9 protein-coding genes and 26 tRNA genes are annotated in these 15364 nt (G+C 40.9%); 30 read left to right on the top strand and 5 right to left on the bottom strand.

Annotation, left to right across the window (positions count from 1 at the left end; translation table 11 throughout):
- Positions 1 to 42: 42 nt before the first annotated feature.
- Positions 43 to 3060 carry an AAA-like domain-containing protein gene (locus tag AACW45_RS20240; protein WP_190634199.1) on the bottom strand — a complete coding sequence of 1006 codons (3018 nt, stop codon included), beginning with the start codon at positions 3058 to 3060 and terminating at the stop codon, positions 43 to 45.
- Positions 3061 to 3430: 370 nt separating this feature from the next.
- On the bottom strand, positions 3431 to 5032 hold the full coding sequence (locus AACW45_RS20235; protein WP_190634197.1) for an AAA-like domain-containing protein: 1602 nt from the start codon (positions 5030 to 5032) through the stop codon (positions 3431 to 3433).
- A gap of 655 nt (positions 5033 to 5687) precedes the next feature.
- Here AACW45_RS20235 and AACW45_RS20230 point away from each other — a divergent pair.
- The 29 genes from AACW45_RS20230 (at position 5688) to AACW45_RS20090 (ending at position 10901) form a co-directional block, all read left to right on the top strand.
- Positions 5688 to 6224: an HNH endonuclease gene (locus AACW45_RS20230; protein ID WP_096647294.1), complete on the top strand. Its 537-nt coding sequence runs from the start codon at positions 5688 to 5690 to the stop codon at positions 6222 to 6224.
- A gap of 204 nt (positions 6225 to 6428) precedes the next feature.
- A tRNA-Asp gene (locus AACW45_RS20225) sits at positions 6429 to 6504 on the top strand.
- Positions 6505 to 6510: 6 nt separating this feature from the next.
- Positions 6511 to 6587 (top strand) — tRNA-Glu (locus tag AACW45_RS20220).
- A 5-nt stretch (positions 6588 to 6592) separates the two neighbouring features.
- Positions 6593 to 6666 (top strand) — tRNA-Cys (locus AACW45_RS20215).
- Between the two features lie 82 nt (positions 6667 to 6748).
- Positions 6749 to 6819, top strand: a tRNA-Trp gene (locus AACW45_RS20210).
- 152 nt (positions 6820 to 6971) lie between these two features.
- Positions 6972 to 7068, top strand: a tRNA-OTHER gene (locus AACW45_RS20205).
- Positions 7069 to 7161: 93 nt separating this feature from the next.
- Positions 7162 to 7242, top strand: a tRNA-Tyr gene (locus AACW45_RS20200).
- A gap of 4 nt (positions 7243 to 7246) precedes the next feature.
- Positions 7247 to 7331, top strand: a tRNA-Ser gene (locus AACW45_RS20195).
- A 6-nt stretch (positions 7332 to 7337) separates the two neighbouring features.
- A tRNA-Arg gene (locus tag AACW45_RS20190) sits at positions 7338 to 7411 on the top strand.
- Positions 7412 to 7417: 6 nt separating this feature from the next.
- A tRNA-Phe gene (locus AACW45_RS20185) sits at positions 7418 to 7491 on the top strand.
- 9 nt (positions 7492 to 7500) lie between these two features.
- Positions 7501 to 7575 (top strand) — tRNA-Asn (locus tag AACW45_RS20180).
- A gap of 5 nt (positions 7576 to 7580) precedes the next feature.
- Positions 7581 to 7657: transfer RNA gene (locus AACW45_RS20175), tRNA-Gln, on the top strand.
- A gap of 5 nt (positions 7658 to 7662) precedes the next feature.
- Positions 7663 to 7738 (top strand) — tRNA-Gln (locus AACW45_RS20170).
- 6 nt (positions 7739 to 7744) lie between these two features.
- A tRNA-Leu gene (locus tag AACW45_RS20165) sits at positions 7745 to 7825 on the top strand.
- 1 nt (position 7826) lies between these two features.
- A tRNA-Pro gene (locus tag AACW45_RS20160) sits at positions 7827 to 7903 on the top strand.
- 3 nt (positions 7904 to 7906) lie between these two features.
- Positions 7907 to 7980 (top strand) — tRNA-Leu (locus tag AACW45_RS20155).
- 79 nt (positions 7981 to 8059) lie between these two features.
- A complete protein-coding gene (locus tag AACW45_RS20150) occupies positions 8060 to 8962 on the top strand; it encodes an HNH endonuclease (protein WP_199331183.1) in 903 nt (300 codons plus the stop codon).
- Positions 8945 to 9025: transfer RNA gene (locus AACW45_RS20145), tRNA-Leu, on the top strand. The genes AACW45_RS20150 and AACW45_RS20145 overlap by 18 nt, the downstream gene beginning before the upstream one ends.
- Positions 9026 to 9029: 4 nt before the next feature.
- Positions 9030 to 9104 (top strand) — tRNA-Lys (locus AACW45_RS20140).
- Between the two features lie 6 nt (positions 9105 to 9110).
- Positions 9111 to 9184, top strand: a tRNA-Leu gene (locus AACW45_RS20135).
- Positions 9185 to 9250: 66 nt separating this feature from the next.
- Positions 9251 to 9327, top strand: a tRNA-Thr gene (locus tag AACW45_RS20130).
- A gap of 4 nt (positions 9328 to 9331) precedes the next feature.
- A tRNA-Gly gene (locus tag AACW45_RS20125) sits at positions 9332 to 9405 on the top strand.
- A gap of 5 nt (positions 9406 to 9410) precedes the next feature.
- Positions 9411 to 9481, top strand: a tRNA-Gly gene (locus AACW45_RS20120).
- 5 nt (positions 9482 to 9486) lie between these two features.
- A tRNA-Val gene (locus tag AACW45_RS20115) sits at positions 9487 to 9561 on the top strand.
- Between the two features lie 6 nt (positions 9562 to 9567).
- A tRNA-Arg gene (locus tag AACW45_RS20110) sits at positions 9568 to 9639 on the top strand.
- 6 nt (positions 9640 to 9645) lie between these two features.
- Positions 9646 to 9719 (top strand) — tRNA-Ala (locus AACW45_RS20105).
- A 6-nt stretch (positions 9720 to 9725) separates the two neighbouring features.
- Positions 9726 to 9800, top strand: a tRNA-His gene (locus AACW45_RS20100).
- 7 nt (positions 9801 to 9807) lie between these two features.
- Positions 9808 to 9890: transfer RNA gene (locus AACW45_RS20095), tRNA-Ser, on the top strand.
- A 213-nt stretch (positions 9891 to 10103) separates the two neighbouring features.
- Positions 10104 to 10901 (top strand): DUF1868 domain-containing protein, encoded by a 798-nt coding sequence (locus AACW45_RS20090; protein WP_190634195.1) that lies wholly within the window; start codon positions 10104 to 10106, stop codon positions 10899 to 10901.
- Positions 10902 to 11055: 154 nt separating this feature from the next.
- Here the strand turns inward: AACW45_RS20090 and AACW45_RS20085 are convergent, their stop codons facing one another.
- Both AACW45_RS20085 and AACW45_RS20080 read right to left on the bottom strand, forming a co-directional pair.
- Positions 11056 to 11835 carry an RDD family protein gene (locus tag AACW45_RS20085; protein ID WP_190634193.1) on the bottom strand — a complete coding sequence of 260 codons (780 nt, stop codon included), beginning with the start codon at positions 11833 to 11835 and terminating at the stop codon, positions 11056 to 11058.
- A 69-nt stretch (positions 11836 to 11904) separates the two neighbouring features.
- Positions 11905 to 12759, bottom strand: coding sequence for a DUF975 domain-containing protein (locus AACW45_RS20080; protein WP_190634191.1), 855 nt, complete (start codon positions 12757 to 12759; stop codon positions 11905 to 11907).
- 79 nt (positions 12760 to 12838) lie between these two features.
- Here AACW45_RS20080 and AACW45_RS20075 point away from each other — a divergent pair, with 79 nt between their 5' ends.
- On the top strand, positions 12839 to 13798 hold the full coding sequence (locus AACW45_RS20075; RefSeq protein ID WP_190634189.1) for a stage II sporulation protein M: 960 nt from the start codon (positions 12839 to 12841) through the stop codon (positions 13796 to 13798).
- Between the two features lie 410 nt (positions 13799 to 14208).
- Here AACW45_RS20075 and AACW45_RS20070 read toward each other — a convergent pair whose 3' ends face one another.
- Positions 14209 to 15252, bottom strand: coding sequence for a 3-deoxy-7-phosphoheptulonate synthase (locus tag AACW45_RS20070; protein WP_190634187.1), 1044 nt, complete (start codon positions 15250 to 15252; stop codon positions 14209 to 14211).
- Between the last annotated feature and the right edge of the window lie 112 nt (positions 15253 to 15364).

Genomic DNA, 15364 nt, shown 5'->3' with positions numbered 1-15364 from the left:
AGGCGGAAACAAATATTCACAAACTTCTCAAAGCCTTAAATGTTAAACTTTACAAGTAGCAATGCGATAGAAGAGCATGGATTCCTGATTTGGTATCCAGCTTACGCGCGACGCATCGGTTTCCGATACAACAATGCTACGCGACACAATCCACGGTAGGCTTCCCCTACCATAATATGGGTCATTTTTTATACGCCTCAGATGTTCGTCGTAGCTCACCCAGTAGCCTCCTCTACTGCCCGTTTCTTCTTCCCTAGTTTTTTTATCAACATACCATCCAACTGCTTTGGAAATCCGAAAATAATTTTCTTCATCTTTCTTATTCCACTCTTGTGGTTTTATACCCAGCCTATTCCCAGTCTTAATCCATATTTCCTTTTGCACACTAAAACCAAAACGGTTCCCTGAATTAGTGATCCAAAGCTGGTCTATTTTTTTCAGATCTGGACAAGAAAAATTATTAATATCGTGAATATGTAAAGCGCTTTGTTCTTCTTTTTTAGCAATATTGAGCATTAGTAAGTATGTTTGATAATCAGCTGCGCCCCAATTTTGATTTGGAGGTTTCAAAAAATATTCAAGTTGCGCATATAAATGTTGGGTAAGAGATTTTTCTACTCGTTCTCTCAATTCTGATGCTGAAGTGTTGGTTGAGAGTAGTTTAAGTAAATTGCGATGAACAGCTGCAACATCTTCTGCTGCAAGCAATTGATTGTTTTTTGTAAATGGACTTATTCTTTCTGGGTAATTATTAATAATTTCAAATGCAGATTCATAAGATTCTATAGCTTGGTTTATTTCTTTTTTCTCTGCGAGTAAATTACCTTTAACTTTATTAGCCAAAACTTGAATTTGTAACCCTTCGCTAGAATTAATACTTTTATCTGCTTGTGCTAAAAAATTATTGCTTTCTTTAATTTCTTTTTCTGCTTCATCCCAATTTTTTAAATGCTGATATGCTTGTGAACTAGAAGCAAGTAGTAGAGCTTGCTTGAGTTTATAGTCTTTAACGTTGAATGATAAACCTGCTAATCTTAAGGCTTCATCTGATTCAGATGTAAGATTTGCATTGCGTAACTCTCCAGCTAATTCAGACAGTTTTTGCACATTTTCAACATCTTTCTTTGCTAAAGCCAGTTTAGCTTGTAAATTTTCTGCTTCTTTTTTGGCTACTTGCGCTTGTCGTTTAGCGTCATCAGCATTTTTTTGTGCTTCTTCAGCATTTTGTTGTTCAACTTTAGCTTGTTCTTTGGCTTTTGTAGCTTGTTGGTTAGCTTCAGCAGCATTTTTTTGTGCTTCTTCAGCATTTTGTTGTTCAACTTTAGCTTGTTTGTTAGCTTCATCAGCCTTTATTTGTGCATTTTTAGCTTCTTCTCTTGCTGCTGTCGCTTTTTGATTAGCATCGTCAGCTTTTTTTTGTTCTTCTTTAGCTTTTTCTGTCGCTTTTTGTGCTTCTTGTTTAGCAGCATCAGCAATTTTTTGCACTTGTTGAGCCTGCTGCTGTAAGGCTATAACTTTTTGTTCTGCTTCTTGAGTTTTTGTATTAGCTTGTTGAGCTTTTGTGTTAGCCTCTTCAAACCTTTTTTGTGCTTGTAATGCTTTATTTGCTTCTCTTGCTGCAAATACTCCTAAAATTACAGCAATAAATACAGCCACAAATAAAATAGCAGCCCCGTTACGAATTTGCTTTTGAGATTTCCTATTAGCTTCACTTAGTAGTTTATTTCTTGACTCGGCTGCTTCCTTATCTTTTCTTTCTCTCTCTAAAGCAGCTTCTTTTTCCTTAGCCGCAATTTCTTCCTGAATTTCTTGCTCTTTACTCGCTGCTAAAAACTGCCTATCTTGATAACTTAAACTCTTATCCCTCGCCCATACTTCCGCTTCTTCTAAAGCCTTTCCTCTCAATAATCGTGATGTATCCTTTCCCTCAGAAGCTACCCAAAAGCGAAAATTCTCGGAATATGGGCGCAGATTTTTTAATTGATTATCTATCCAATCTCGATTAAAAACTTCTTGGTATATGCGATTATAAACTCTTAAATTATTTTGCTGCCTAAAAACCAAACCAGAAAGCTGTAATTCACTTTGCTCTAAAGTATCATCGGCTTTAATCTCGGATTTTTCATCCCTCAATCTCATTTGCTGATACAGTTCTAATAAATATCCCGCCCGTTGTTCATCACGCAAAATCCTCGCTTGAATTGTGCGTAAATGCTCAGGCTCATCTTGCGATTCCCAATTTTCAATAATCCGCGATTTTACTACCTGCTCAACAGTTCGAGAATTATTTTGCAAAGATTCTTCCATCATCAATTGACACAATTTTTGCGTCAGAAATGGTTGTCCTCCTGTCCAATATAAAATTTCCTTCATGACTGCTTGAGGATGAGAAAATCTCCCTGACATCCCCTTAGCTAACGGCTCAACTTCATGCAATTGAAAACCAGTCAACGAGATAGCTTGACCAATATTAAACGGAGTCCGTTGTTTATCCTTAATCAAATTGCTAGGTGATGCGACTCCCAACAAACAAAAAGTCAGGCGATTATATTCAGGATTATCAACCCGCTTGTTATAACAGGCGCGAATCATTGCAAAAAAATCATCTGTAGGAAAGTTCAGGCTAAGTACGCTATCAATTTCATCAATAAAAATAACAATATTTTCTTTAACTTCAACCAGTAATATCTCTTCTAAAAACTTGCGAAATCTCGTTACCAGCGAATTTAATTGATTAGCTTCCCACCAATCACCAAAATCTACATCTAAATCAAAATTTTCAATTAAATTATCAATTAAATCCGCATACCATTGTTCCGGCGGTACATTTTGAACACCCCCAGCCGAAAGGTCAATTGCTGCACATTGTACACCTTCTTCTCTAAGTCTTTGCATGGTACGCACGCGCAAGCTAGACTTTCCGCTTTGTCGGGAGTTCAAAACATAACAAAACTTTCCCGCTTTTAATCCCGCATACAAATCACCGTCAGCTTGGCGTGTGACGTAGGTGCTAGAATTTTCCGGTAAACTTCCAGAGAATATATATTGGTCATTTGTCATTTGTCATTTGTCATTTGTCATTTGTCATTTGTCATTTGTCATTTGTCATTTGTCTTAGGGACATCCAATTTTTTAAATACCCAATCAATTTGTAGTGCGAGCATCTTGCTCGCGGTTGTTCAAAAGCGAGCAAGACTTCGGCGTGAGCGCTCAGTCGAACGCTGCTCGCACTACGGAATATGGGTAATTTATTTTTTGTAAGTCCCTTAGTAGGGTGCGTTATGGATTTTAGTCCTAAGACCAATTCAATCAGAAGATACATATAATTTAGCCTGCGCAGGCAGGCTTTGTTTGTTTAGCCCCAGGCTTCCAGCCTGAGGGCGTTAATGTGCAGCTTCACAGAAAATATTTATTACTATAACTCACCCTATTACCCCAAGCGCACTGAAAAATACTGACGATATAATTCACAACTGGGAACGCAATCATTACCTGAAAGTTTAACCAACCCTAAACTATGTAACTTGAATGCAACCTCAGTATCTAACCTTATAGGCGCATTCGCCATTACCACCTTTTTATACCCTACCTCAAGCAGAGAATTATGTTGTAAATGCCACAATTGCTGTCGCAAATGAGCGCTAAAAATTCCCTGTTCTGTTGGCGCAAGTTGCAAAAGTTCTTCCATACTAGCTTGGGGATTTTTCAGATAACTAACTGCTTGCTGAATTAAATCGGGATGTCCTCCTATTAACTCCATCAACTTACTCAAATCTTGTTGTCCCAATTTATCTGCTAATTCATACTGCTGGGTAAGAGATTCTACTTGTTGCAGGTTAAATTCCGGTAACTCAATGGCAATTCCTACATTAAATGGTGAATGATTAGTATCTAAAGTAGGATAAGATTCTGTGGAATGAACTACCACTAATCGCAACTTCTTCCAGAGATTACCAATTTTATCTCCTTGTTTCGCTGCTTCATACCATCCCCGCAATAATAAGCAGAATTGAGGAAAAATCTCTGGATATGCAAACAGTCGCTCAAAATTATCTATAGCTAAAACTAAAGGGCTATCATTAACCCCTAATAAATATTTTTGTAAATATCGAGTACAATTTTTATTTACCCCAAAAACATCTTGCCAGTATTTATCTAATTGTGGTTCTATATCTAGGCTATCGGAAACATTAACACATAACCATTGTAAAAATGTTTTGGTGTCAGCCAAAATATCACTATCAGCAAGTTTTAAATCTAATTTTGCTGTTTGATAACCCTGCTCTCTGGCAGAATTTAGCACTTTCTCCAACAGTAATGTTTTACCCATTCTCTGCGGCGACCTAATGCGAATTAGCGCCCCAGGTTGTAAAATTGCTGCATAAGATTTCGCCTCAATTGGCGGTCTTTCTACATATATTGTCGTCGCTTCTGCTGAAGAATTGGATAATAATATATCTGATTTCATAATTAATTGAGGCGTCAGATTTTCATCTATCCCAGCTACAAGCATCGAACTACAACCTAATTTATAAGCAAACTCATAATCTTTATCTGCACCAAGTGCATCATAAAAACCTACTGCAAATTCAATAGCTGCGCGATCGCCAATTGCTTGACTCATCCCTACAACATAATTAATATGTTTTGCTATTTCCTGAGCTTGGTATTTAGAGTAACAAGCATTGAGAACTACACATTCTACTTGATTAGCAAATAATTGAAATAGCCCAGCTAAAGCTTCCGCATCAACTAACTTAATTTGACCAGATTCATCTTCAAATACTAAGCCTTCTTCACCCACCCCATGTCCGGAAAAGTGAATGATTTGCGGTTCGTATTCCAAAATAGCTCTGTGTATATCCCTGTAGCGGACAGTTTCTACTGTATCAATAGAATATTGGTCACGATTTTTTGACCTTTTCAACCCCTCCTTAATTTCGCGCATCTCTTCACCCAAACGCAACGGACTGCTTCCTCTAGGATTTGCAGATAATAGTAAAATTTTCCGAATGTAATTTTGGTTACTCATTATGAAGTTTCAACCACAGTAGCCTAAAAGCAAGGCTAAAATGGCGGATGTTTGAATTTTAGCTAGATATACATCTTGAGTATGGGGTTTTTCAGAGTTTAGAGCAAGATTACAGCAATCATGCTTTGCGTTAATCTATATATTATGGGGTAAATATTTCTTCCTTTCCCTTTACCCTTCTTCATATAGTTATGCTCAATCGCTCTAGAGAACTGACCGATCGCATTAACTTAAAGGTGCTGGCTTCGATGTGCAAGCGCCACGCTAATTCTTCAAAATTGTACGGTAGACAATTTCATACTACAAATGTAATATGAAAATAAGTTATTCCTTCATTACAAATACTACAGAAATTCGATGATCCACAATTTTGCCTCAAATATAGATAGAGCAAGACATGACCGACCCCGCAAGGGTTTGGGCAAAAACAACGCCCTATTTGGTTTTGAGGGTACATATCAATGTTCCAGCAGTACATCTGCAATGGACGGGATTATTGAAGTGCTAGCCGCCTGGCTAAATCCAGACCGGCTGATAGATAGCGGGAGGTGCAAGTGCATTCTTGTACCGCAGATAAGGAAAAAAGTGTTAACTACTTAACCCCCGCTTCTGATGCAAAGAAACGGGGGTTATTTTTTTCGGAGTGAATTCACCTATGGAACCTCAACCACAGACTCAGAAAGCAAACGTATTACAAAACTCGGTAGTCGTGTTCTCTAAGAACTACCTACCATTGGCAAGGATTAATATCAAACGCGCTATTGTCTTGCTAGTTAGCGGACAGGCTGAATCCTTAGAGTTTGGTAGTTCAACGCTTTGGGAAGTGCGATCGCCTAGCATCGTACTACAAGTTCCCGAACACATTCGTTTGACAGTAGGTAACCCCGAACGTCATTGGAAAGTACCACCTGTCAATCGCCGTGAAGTCCTCAAGCGTGATAGCCATAGCTGTCAATATTGCGGTAGTACCAAGCGTCTCACCCTCGACCATGTAATACCTCGTTCCAAAGGTGGACAGCATACCTGGGACAACGTTGTTACAGCTTGTGAACGTTGTAACTCGACAAAAAGCGATCGCCTTCCCCATGAAGCAGGAATGGTACTCAAAACCAAACCTAAAGCGCCAATTCACCCAGCAGTTGCATTTGCCGAACAGTTCTGGAACGCACAACGCCTAACTGAGAATGAGTAATTCACTCCCTTAAACCCAGTCAGAGAGGGCAATACAGCCATTACATAACATCGCCCTCTCATTTCTCAAAAAAAATTTGTAGTATACCCTTGACAGTTTTGTAACATGTATGTAGTATATATGTAGTGAAGCAAAAGAGCCTCAGCAAAAGGCACAGCGCTCACACCTCTGAACCATGAAAACTAAATAATTGCCACCCAACGTGGGGGTGTAGCTTAGTCCGGTTTAAAGCAGTCGCCTGTCGAGCGAAAGACCGTGGGTTCAAATCCCATCATCCCCGCCTTGTAGCCTTGTGGACAAATAGAAAAGTCGCTCTGATTCTCAGTCAGAGAGAAGCGGGTGCAACTCCCGTCGAGGCTTCCAAAAATGTCCAGGTCGCCTAATGGTAGGGTATTGGTCTGCAAAACCGACGGTGCGAGTTCAATTCTCGCCCTGGACTCCAAACGTTGCAGTGTAACCTAACGGCAAGGTACTCGGCTCTAGCCCTTGGATATGCGAGTTCAACTCTCGCCACTGCGACCAATGCAGGGATGGTGTAACGGCAGCACCAGGGTCTCCAAAACCTTTAGTCTAGGTTCAAATCCTAGTCTCTGCGTTCTACTGCGTGCCCCAACATAAGAAGCTTACAAACTGGTTAATCGGTCTATAAAACCGAAGTAGGTTCGACTCCTACAGCCTCCGCCAAACCAAACTTGGAGGCTGTTAAAACAGCTTCTCAAACTTGCATGTTGTAGAAATTTCAATAATGGTGCCGTAGGCAAATTGGTAAAGCCACCTGTCTTACCCTTCGGGAAGGCTAACGCCTACAAGCAGGAAATTGCGGGTTCAATTCCCGTCGGCACTGCTGACTTGAGTTGGGATGGCAGAGAGCAGTCAAACTGGTCTCTCCATTCCTTTATTTCACCCAGAAATCTCAAGTAATTACTCAAACATATATGGGTCGGCTCGCCTATTGGTGTGGGCAACGGTCTGTAAAACCGCCGCGTTTGCGTTGCTGGTTCAATTCCAGCCCGACCCATCATGGAGAGATTGCTATCGGCAGGGCAAGCTGTTTGCTAAACAGTCGTGGATGTAAGTCCACTGTGGGTTCAACTCCCTCTCTCTCCGCCTTATGAGAACGTGGTGTAACTGGATTGCATCTCAGATTACGAACCTGAAGGTTGGGGGTTCAAGTCCCTCCGTTCTCGCCTTATCCCCTGGTAGCTCAGTTGGTAGTAGCGCCTGTTTGAAGAACAGGAGGTCATCCGTTCAATCCGGATCTGGGGGACTGGCACATTGCCCCATAGCTCAATGGCAGAGCAAGCGGCTGTTAACCGCGAGGTTGTAGGTTCAAGTCCTACTGGGGCAGCCATTCATTGCCGAGTGGACGATTTGGAAAGTCGCTGTGAATCTGAATCACAGAGATGTTGGTTCGACCCCAACCTCGGCAACCAATTATTGCCCTGTGGTGTAACTGGCAACATCCCTCGCTTTGAACGAGGAGATTCCAGGTTCAAACCCTGGTAGGGCAGCCAAATTATGCTCCTGTAGCCCAATTGGAAGAGGCGGCTGTCTCAAAAACAGTCTATTTTGTACGGGTTCGACTCCCGTCAGGAGTACCAACGGGATGTGGCGCAACTTGGTAGCGCGGCAGCTTTGGGAGCTGAAGGTTGCAGGTTCAAATCCTGCCATCCCGACCATTTGCCCCTGTGACGTAATTGGAAACCGTCGCTCGTTTAGACCGAGTGTTTTGCAGGTTCGACTCCTGTCAGGGGTACTGAATCTTTGTTTGTACTGCTTTCGCTTAGTGACAGACATTAGATTAAATTTTTTAGCGTGTATTATAAACTGGAGGAATGAAAAGAGATGACATTTTAAACAAAGAAGCCCAAATTAGGCAGTGGATTAGCGAACACCGTTCTAAGGCGTTTATTTGCAGCCAACTGCGTTGTAGACCTATAACCTTAGAGTCGTATCTCGCTCAAATGAATATTGTATACAAAGGTAATCAAGGTGGACGCGCACATAAAACTGGTCAAAAAAAGCCTGCAAGTGATTATCTTTACAAAGGGTCTTGTATTAATCCACATAACTTGAAGCTCAAGCTGATCAGAGATGGCATCAAACTTGCAGAATGTGAATCTTGTCATGCCACTAAATGGCTGAGTGGCTGCGTTCCTTTAGAACTTCATCATATCAATGGCGATCGCCATGATAATAGATTAGAAAATCTTCAGCTATTGTGTCCTAACTGTCACGCTTTGACAGATAACCATGCGGGAAAGGCTCACAAAATTTTGAAGCAAAAGTTGAAGTCGAAAGAGGAGATACCATCCCTTGATGAGAGCGAAGCTAACAATCGTTTCATCAGCGTCCTGGTATTTGATAGCGCAGAAAGTTGCGATCGCTGGCACAAAATACCACTTGCACTTAGGCATTTAGTAAACAATGGCGATGGCAGTTACAGTTGCCAATTTGGACACGGAACTTGCTCGTACTGTGGCAAATTGCTAGATTGTCCAGATTGCGATACTTACTGTTCTCGAAAATGCTACAGGTTAGCATCCCGGCGAGTAGTCAGACCCTCTAAAGAGGAACTCCAAGAATTGATTTGGATCAAACCAACTTCTCAAATAGCTAAAGAGTTCGGTGTCAGTGATAAAGCGATAGAAAAGTGGTGTAAAACTTACGGGATTGAAAAACCTTGTAGGGGTTACTGGGCTAAAAAACGTTCAATTCAAGCTCCCGTGGCGGAATAGGTAGACGCACTCAGTTGAGCGCTGAGTTTCTTGTTGCAGGTTCAAATCCTGTCGGGAGTACCAAATTGGGTCGTTGGCAGAGCGGATATGCAGCTACCTTTTAAGTAGACTTATCCAGGTTCAACCCCTGGGCGACCCACCAAATTATGCCCCTGTAACCCAATTGGAAGAGGTGCCAAACTTAAAATTTGGAAGTTGCTGGTTCAAATCCAGTCAGGGGTATGGCTGAGATAGAGTGGGTAGTCGCCCAAAAGAGCGACTACAATTTCTACTTTCAGATCCACAAATGCTGGTGTAGCTCAATGTGGCAGAGCAATCGCCTTGTAAGCGATGGGTTGCAGGTTCAACTCCTGTCACCAGCTCCAGAATGCGATCGCACTGTAAAGGCAGCATCAGAGTCTTCCAAACTCACGGTACGAGTTCGATTCTCGGCGATCGCTCCAATAACGCGGATGTGGTGTAAGGGCAACACCGAAGTATGCCAAGCTTCAGATACGAGTTCAAATCTCGTCGTCCGCTCTCGTAGTCCTGTAGCTCAGTGGGAGAGCGCCTCTTTTACAACGAGGAAGTCGCAGGTTCAAATCCTGTCAAGGCTACCAATTTATGGGAGTGTCGCCTAATGGATGGGCATCGATCTTCTAAATCGATTTGTAGGGGTTCGAGTCCCTTCACTCCTGCCTAATGGGGTCATAGCTCAACTGGCTAGAGCATCCGCCTTGCAAGCGGAAGGTTAGGGGTTCAAATCCCCTTGATTCCACTGATGGTGTCTGAAGTCAAAGTGGCCGAGACGCTAGCCTGTGAAGCTAGTAATTAGGGAGTTCAAGTCTCCTCAGACACCCCTAAATGGAAGATGCCGCTAAATGGTCGGCAACCGGTCTTGAAAACCGGGGTAGGGTAACACCTAGGGGTTCGATTCCTCCATCTTCCGCCTTCCACCAGAAGCCGAAAAGTGAGGCGCTGTGCTGATAACACAGATACAGAAGGGGCAGTACCTTCCTGGTGGATTATCATCAAATCCAACTCAGCAAAACCACAATCGCCTTCATCTTAATTGAGCGAAGGTATTACATTACAGTTAGATTGCAGCGTTTACTGCCTATTCAGCTAAAATCTATCAAGTGAACGCGCGAGGCCAACGAGATTGGACGACAATTATCAAACTTACCTAAATCGGGTAGCCAGAATGACGCTACCAGAAGCCTACAGATCCCAAGTTCAGCGTATCCAGGAATCTTCTAAATTCCAGCCAGATGCTACTGGATCGAGAAAAGCCGTACCATTTCCTGGCTACACACTAATTACCCCACCTGCAGTAGAAGCAACGGAAAACTCTGCTTTCTATGCCCAGTTGCAAAGTTATCAGCAACAATTATTACAATTGTCTGCTGACAGTAATTTGATTGTACCTGTACCTTCTACTAGCTTTCATTTGACTTTAGCAGACTTAATTTGGGATAGTGCCTACCGTCATGCTTTGGAGGAAAATCCACAATTTGAACAAGAATTAAGTTCTTGTATCGCTAATATATTTGAGGACTATAAAAAATCTCTTAGCGCCGATAGTCAACCAATATATTGGCAAGTACTAGGACTAATGGTCATGCCAAGAGCAATAGGCGTATGTCTAGTACCACAGGATGAAACTTGTTACGAACAGGTGATTAAATTTCGCCGCATGGTTTATCAAACTTCTCAGTTAATGGCTTTGGGCATTGAACAACATTATCACTTCACTGCCCATATTACATTAGGTTATTTTGGCGAAATTACACCTGAATTAGACCGTACAGATTTTAGTACAAAGCTATCTGAATTAAATCAACAATGGCCGTTAAATTCACCAGATTTTTTCATAGATCGTGTAGAATTGAGAAAATTTGACGATATGACAAGCTATAATCGTCAGCCAGATTGGCCGAGTTTAGTAATTAGTCAATAGTCATTAGTCAATGGTCAATAGTCATTAGTCATTAGTCATTACCTTCTGTACTTTTGACTATTGATTGGGCATAATTATCTACAAAATCTCTTGGCATTACTTATGCTTCTATATGATTGAGCATCAAACATTTTATTGAATCTAGGTTTTATATTTAATATTCTGTTTGTTTATAAGCTAAATAAATCGCTTCTAAAAATACATCAGGTGCGACACCTAAAGGTATTTGCTCTAAATTAATAATAGCTTGAACTTGTTGAGACAACTTCAAAGACAGAGAAGATTTGGCTCTAGCTGACATGCCATTACGTCTTTGTAAATATTCTCGAATTACCGCAAAATCATCTGGTAATAATGCTGAAAAATCAGCAATTTGTTTCAATTCTTCATGGACTAACTTTGCCTGCTCAGAAATAGTTAAAGTAGCTGCACCAGTGGGTATTTGGTCTTGAATGACAATTGTACCTGCTGCGAAATCTCCTAAACGCTTTTCATTCCTTCCCAACATAATTAAAAAAGCACCGATAAATAAAAATTCATCTAGGGGACGCAGTAAGCCTCGTAAAGCGGCTTGTGGTAATCCAATTGGTCTACCATCATCTCGGATTACACGAATTTTCGCCCAGCGTTTACCAAGGGTTTGTCCTTGCCATAAAGTTTCAAAAAATACGAAATAACCTGTATAAATAGCAAAAGTGGTGACGAAAAATATCGCTATCATCCACAAACCTAAATTAGAACCTAAAGCTGTGACCCAAAAATCTGATAATTGGACTAAAATTATCGCGAAAATTATGTATAACAGTAGTAAAATAAAAGCCAAAATATGATAGTCAATTATCAAAGCCCAAGCGCGATTACCAATTCCCGCCAGGGTAAATTCTAGTTCTACACTTTCGGGAGTGCGGAATTTAACACGATTAAAAAGGTGCATAAGCAAGTTAAAATTTGACGAAAAGGCAGATGCCAGAATAACAAATGACCAATGACTAATGATTAATATTTAAATATCGCGATCGCGTAACCTTAAGCCTAACCCTTCACGCCGACTCCGCAAGTCATAATAAATCACAGCTTTGATAGTTTGCCAAAATGGTACAACCACCGCCCCACCAGCAAAACTTAAAGCCACTATCAGTAATACCATTAGCAAAGCCGCCAAACTAGAACCCTGTTGCAGCAAAGGCATAAAGATTAACTGAATAATCGTAGTGAGGATTTGCACCAACACTTGAATAGGTATTGTAATCAAAAAAGCTACAAATCCAATCAGTAAAATCCGCCAAACATGACCTTGAGTTAATTCCCAACTCCGCCCAATCGTAGAAGTCGCATCAACGTTATCTTCAACAGCAAGGGGTACATCTACTAAATAAAAACGTGTCAACAGCCATAAAATTGCTACAAATGCTGCTAAACCTAAAACAAAAGCCATTAAAGCCACAAGTAAACCAGCAGCCGGACTAGTTTGTTGACCTATACCGCCCACTACTACAGCCGCTAAAGCACCAACTAACACAAATACAAATACAATCCCAAATACAACTCCCATCCCGACAATCGACATTAGCAGCATTGTCATTAAAAACTGCCATATTCGGGAATTGACAAAACGTTCCCCAGCGCTAATGCTTTCGGGTTGATCGACTAAATCCCCAAAAGCCAAGCGAGAAATCAGGGCTATCAAAGCATAAAACTTTGCCCAGCCATAAACTGGAACTAATATCCAAAGATAAGCCTTCAGGGCTAGTAAATAGTATTCCTTGAGGTGAGAACGATATAATCGTATTCCTGCACTCACGACATTTCCCACACTGAGGGGTTGCATAGGGCTGGGAGAACCAAAATCACCAGACATGATGTTAAATTATCCTTGCTAGTACGGAAATGAATTGACGCTATCTTAAAGTACAGGCAAGCGAATCCTTCTAAAATTTATGAATATTCAACGTTGGATTGCACGACGAGAAATAAATTGGCAGCGTTTGGACAAACTTTTACGGCAAATAGAAAAAAAAGGGCTAAAATCACTACAATCTGGTGAAATTCGCGAATTAGCAAGTTTATATCGGTCAGTAGCGGCAGATCTCGCCCGTGCCCGGACTCAGAAAGTCGGAAACACATTGATACATAGTTTACAATCTTTAACAACTCGCGCCTATACGCAGATTTATCAAGGTTCGCGCAGACAAGAATGGCAAGCTGTACTGGAATTCTACAAATGGGGATTACCAGCCGTAGTACAGCAAACATTTGCATACATAGCATTTGCTACATCCTTATTTTTGTTGGCGGCTTTAGTTGCTTGGTGGTACGCTTGGCAAGATCCCAGCTTTATGTCATTAATTGTACCTGAACATTTAATTTCTAAAGTGCGCGACGATCGCCAATTGTGGATGGGTTCGATTGTGGGTATTGAACCTTGGGCATCCAGCAGTATTATGGTGAATAATTTATCAGTTTCCTTCGGTGCTGTTGCTGGTGGAATGACAGCCGGAGCATATACAGCATATTTAATGTTATTTAATGGTTTATTAATTGGTGCTATTGGTACTTTAGTTGGGCAAAATCATCTCGCCTATCCCTTTTGGGCGTTTGTGTTTCCACATGGTTCTTTAGAATTACCGGCGATATTTTTTGCTGGCGCTGCTGGTTTTCTCTTAGCAAAAGCGATTTTATTTCCTGGTAAATATCGTCGTCGCGATGCAATCAAATTTTATGGTTACCAGGCGGTGCAGTTAGTATATGGAATTGTGCCGATGTTAGTTATTGCTGGCACAATCGAAGGTTTTTTATCTCCCAATCCCAGGGTACCAGATGCTTTTAAGTATCTGGTTGGCATGGGATTATTTGTGCTGTTAGTAAAGTATTGTGGGCGGAAAAAAACTAAAATTTAAAATAATTCGTAATTATTACAGCAGTTTTCACCTATTTGAACCACATCTATCGTAGGGGCACGGCATCATAAATTATTGTATGTACCAAAAGATTGTCGGTGCCGTGCCCCTACAGCGTGGTCTATTTACCTGAAAATAGCTGTAATTCTTAATTCGTAATTAAAAGAATTACCAAATAATTCATAAGGTGCGTTAGGTAAAACACCATAACGCACCTTATAAATTGCTAGCCCCTAGTTGCATTAGGTGTAGGTTGGGTTGAGGCTTTGCGTAGGCGCAGCCTTACCGCAGGGTAACCCAACACCCGGATAAATGTTGGGTTTCGTTCCTCAACCCAACCTACAATTTTTTTGCATCATTTTAGTCGTGTCAGTCCACTACAAATTGCTAGCCTCTAGTCCCTAATCTCTCTACTTCAGCTTTTCGTATGCAGCCAAAATAATTCTTTCGGTTTCCTCCCAACTAATACATTTATCGGTCACCGAAACGCCATATTTTAATTCTTCTTTTTTACAATTTACTGGTTGATTACCTTCATACAAGTTCGATTCCAGCATCATACCCACAATCGAAGTATTGCCATCAACTACTTGTTGAATGACGTTTTCTAACACCGCAGATTGCAATCGGTAATCCTTATTGGTATTACCATGACTACAGTCAATGACAATTCTGGGTGGTAATTTCGCCTCTTTCAATTTTTCTTCTACTATTTTGACACTATCTGCATCAAAGTTAGGTTGATAACCACCCCGTAAAATTACATGACCGTAGGGATTTCCTTTAGTTTGAAATACACTAACCTGTCCGTCTTGATTAATACCGAGAAAATTGTGGGGAGTTCTCGCAGATTGTAAGGCATTTAAGGCTACTTGAATATTACCATCTGTACCATTTTTAAAACCCACAGGCATGGAAAGTCCGCTTGCCATTTCTCGGTGGGTTTGTGATTCGGTTGTGCGTGCGCCAATTGCTGACCAAGCAACTAGTTCGCTAATATATTGAGGTACAATTGGGTCAAGTGCTTCTGTTGCGGTAGGTAATCCTAATTCGGCAATTTGTAAAAGTAATTCCCGCGCAATTAATAAACCATTTTCTACATGGAAGGAATCATCCATTTCCGGATCGTTGATTAATCCTTTCCAACCTACTGTAGTTCTCGGTTTTTCAAAATACACCCGCATCACTAACAATAATTTATCTTTAACTTGCTCTGCTAAAGCCTTGAGTTTATGTGAATATTCTAATGCGGCTTTTGGATCGTGGATTGAGCAAGGGCCGACAACGATAAATTTTCTTCTGTCTTGAAAATCAAGAATTTGTTCTAGTTCTTCCCTGTATTTTAGAACTGTATCTTCAGCTGATTTAGTTAAAGGTAATTTTGATTTTACTTCGTTCGGAGTTAATAAAACGCGAGAATTCTCAATGTTGGCATCAAACAATGTGTGGCGCATGGAGCAGATCATGTGATTTATGCTACTATACTGAGGCTTAAAAATTATACACAGTTTCTAGGCCCAAACGAACGCCAAATTTAAAGAAATCAGAGAATTGTGAGAAAACTAA

Origin of the sequence: Calothrix sp. FACHB-168, from assembly GCF_963889195.1 — a bacterium.
Lineage (GTDB): Bacteria > Cyanobacteriota > Cyanobacteriia > Cyanobacteriales > Nostocaceae > Aulosira > Aulosira anomala_A.
The sequence above is the reverse complement of the archived record's forward strand: the minus strand, read 5'-3'. Positions and strand labels throughout refer to the sequence as shown.

Excerpts from the sequence above, each read along its gene's own strand:
- AACW45_RS20075 (WP_190634189.1), top strand. The coding sequence starts at position 12,839 with ATGAATATTCAACGTTGGATTGCACGACGAGAAATAAATTGGCAGCGT.
- AACW45_RS20235 (WP_190634197.1), bottom strand. The coding sequence starts at position 5,032 with ATGAGTAACCAAAATTACATTCGGAAAATTTTACTATTATCTGCAAAT.
- AACW45_RS20230 (WP_096647294.1), top strand. The coding sequence starts at position 5,688 with ATGGAACCTCAACCACAGACTCAGAAAGCAAACGTATTACAAAACTCG.
- AACW45_RS20070 (WP_190634187.1), bottom strand. The coding sequence starts at position 15,252 with ATGCGCCACACATTGTTTGATGCCAACATTGAGAATTCTCGCGTTTTA.
- AACW45_RS20085 (WP_190634193.1), bottom strand. The coding sequence starts at position 11,835 with ATGCACCTTTTTAATCGTGTTAAATTCCGCACTCCCGAAAGTGTAGAA.
- AACW45_RS20150 (WP_199331183.1), top strand. The coding sequence starts at position 8,060 with ATGAAAAGAGATGACATTTTAAACAAAGAAGCCCAAATTAGGCAGTGG.
- AACW45_RS20080 (WP_190634191.1), bottom strand. The coding sequence starts at position 12,759 with ATGTCTGGTGATTTTGGTTCTCCCAGCCCTATGCAACCCCTCAGTGTG.
- AACW45_RS20240 (WP_190634199.1), bottom strand. The coding sequence starts at position 3,060 with ATGACAAATGACCAATATATATTCTCTGGAAGTTTACCGGAAAATTCT.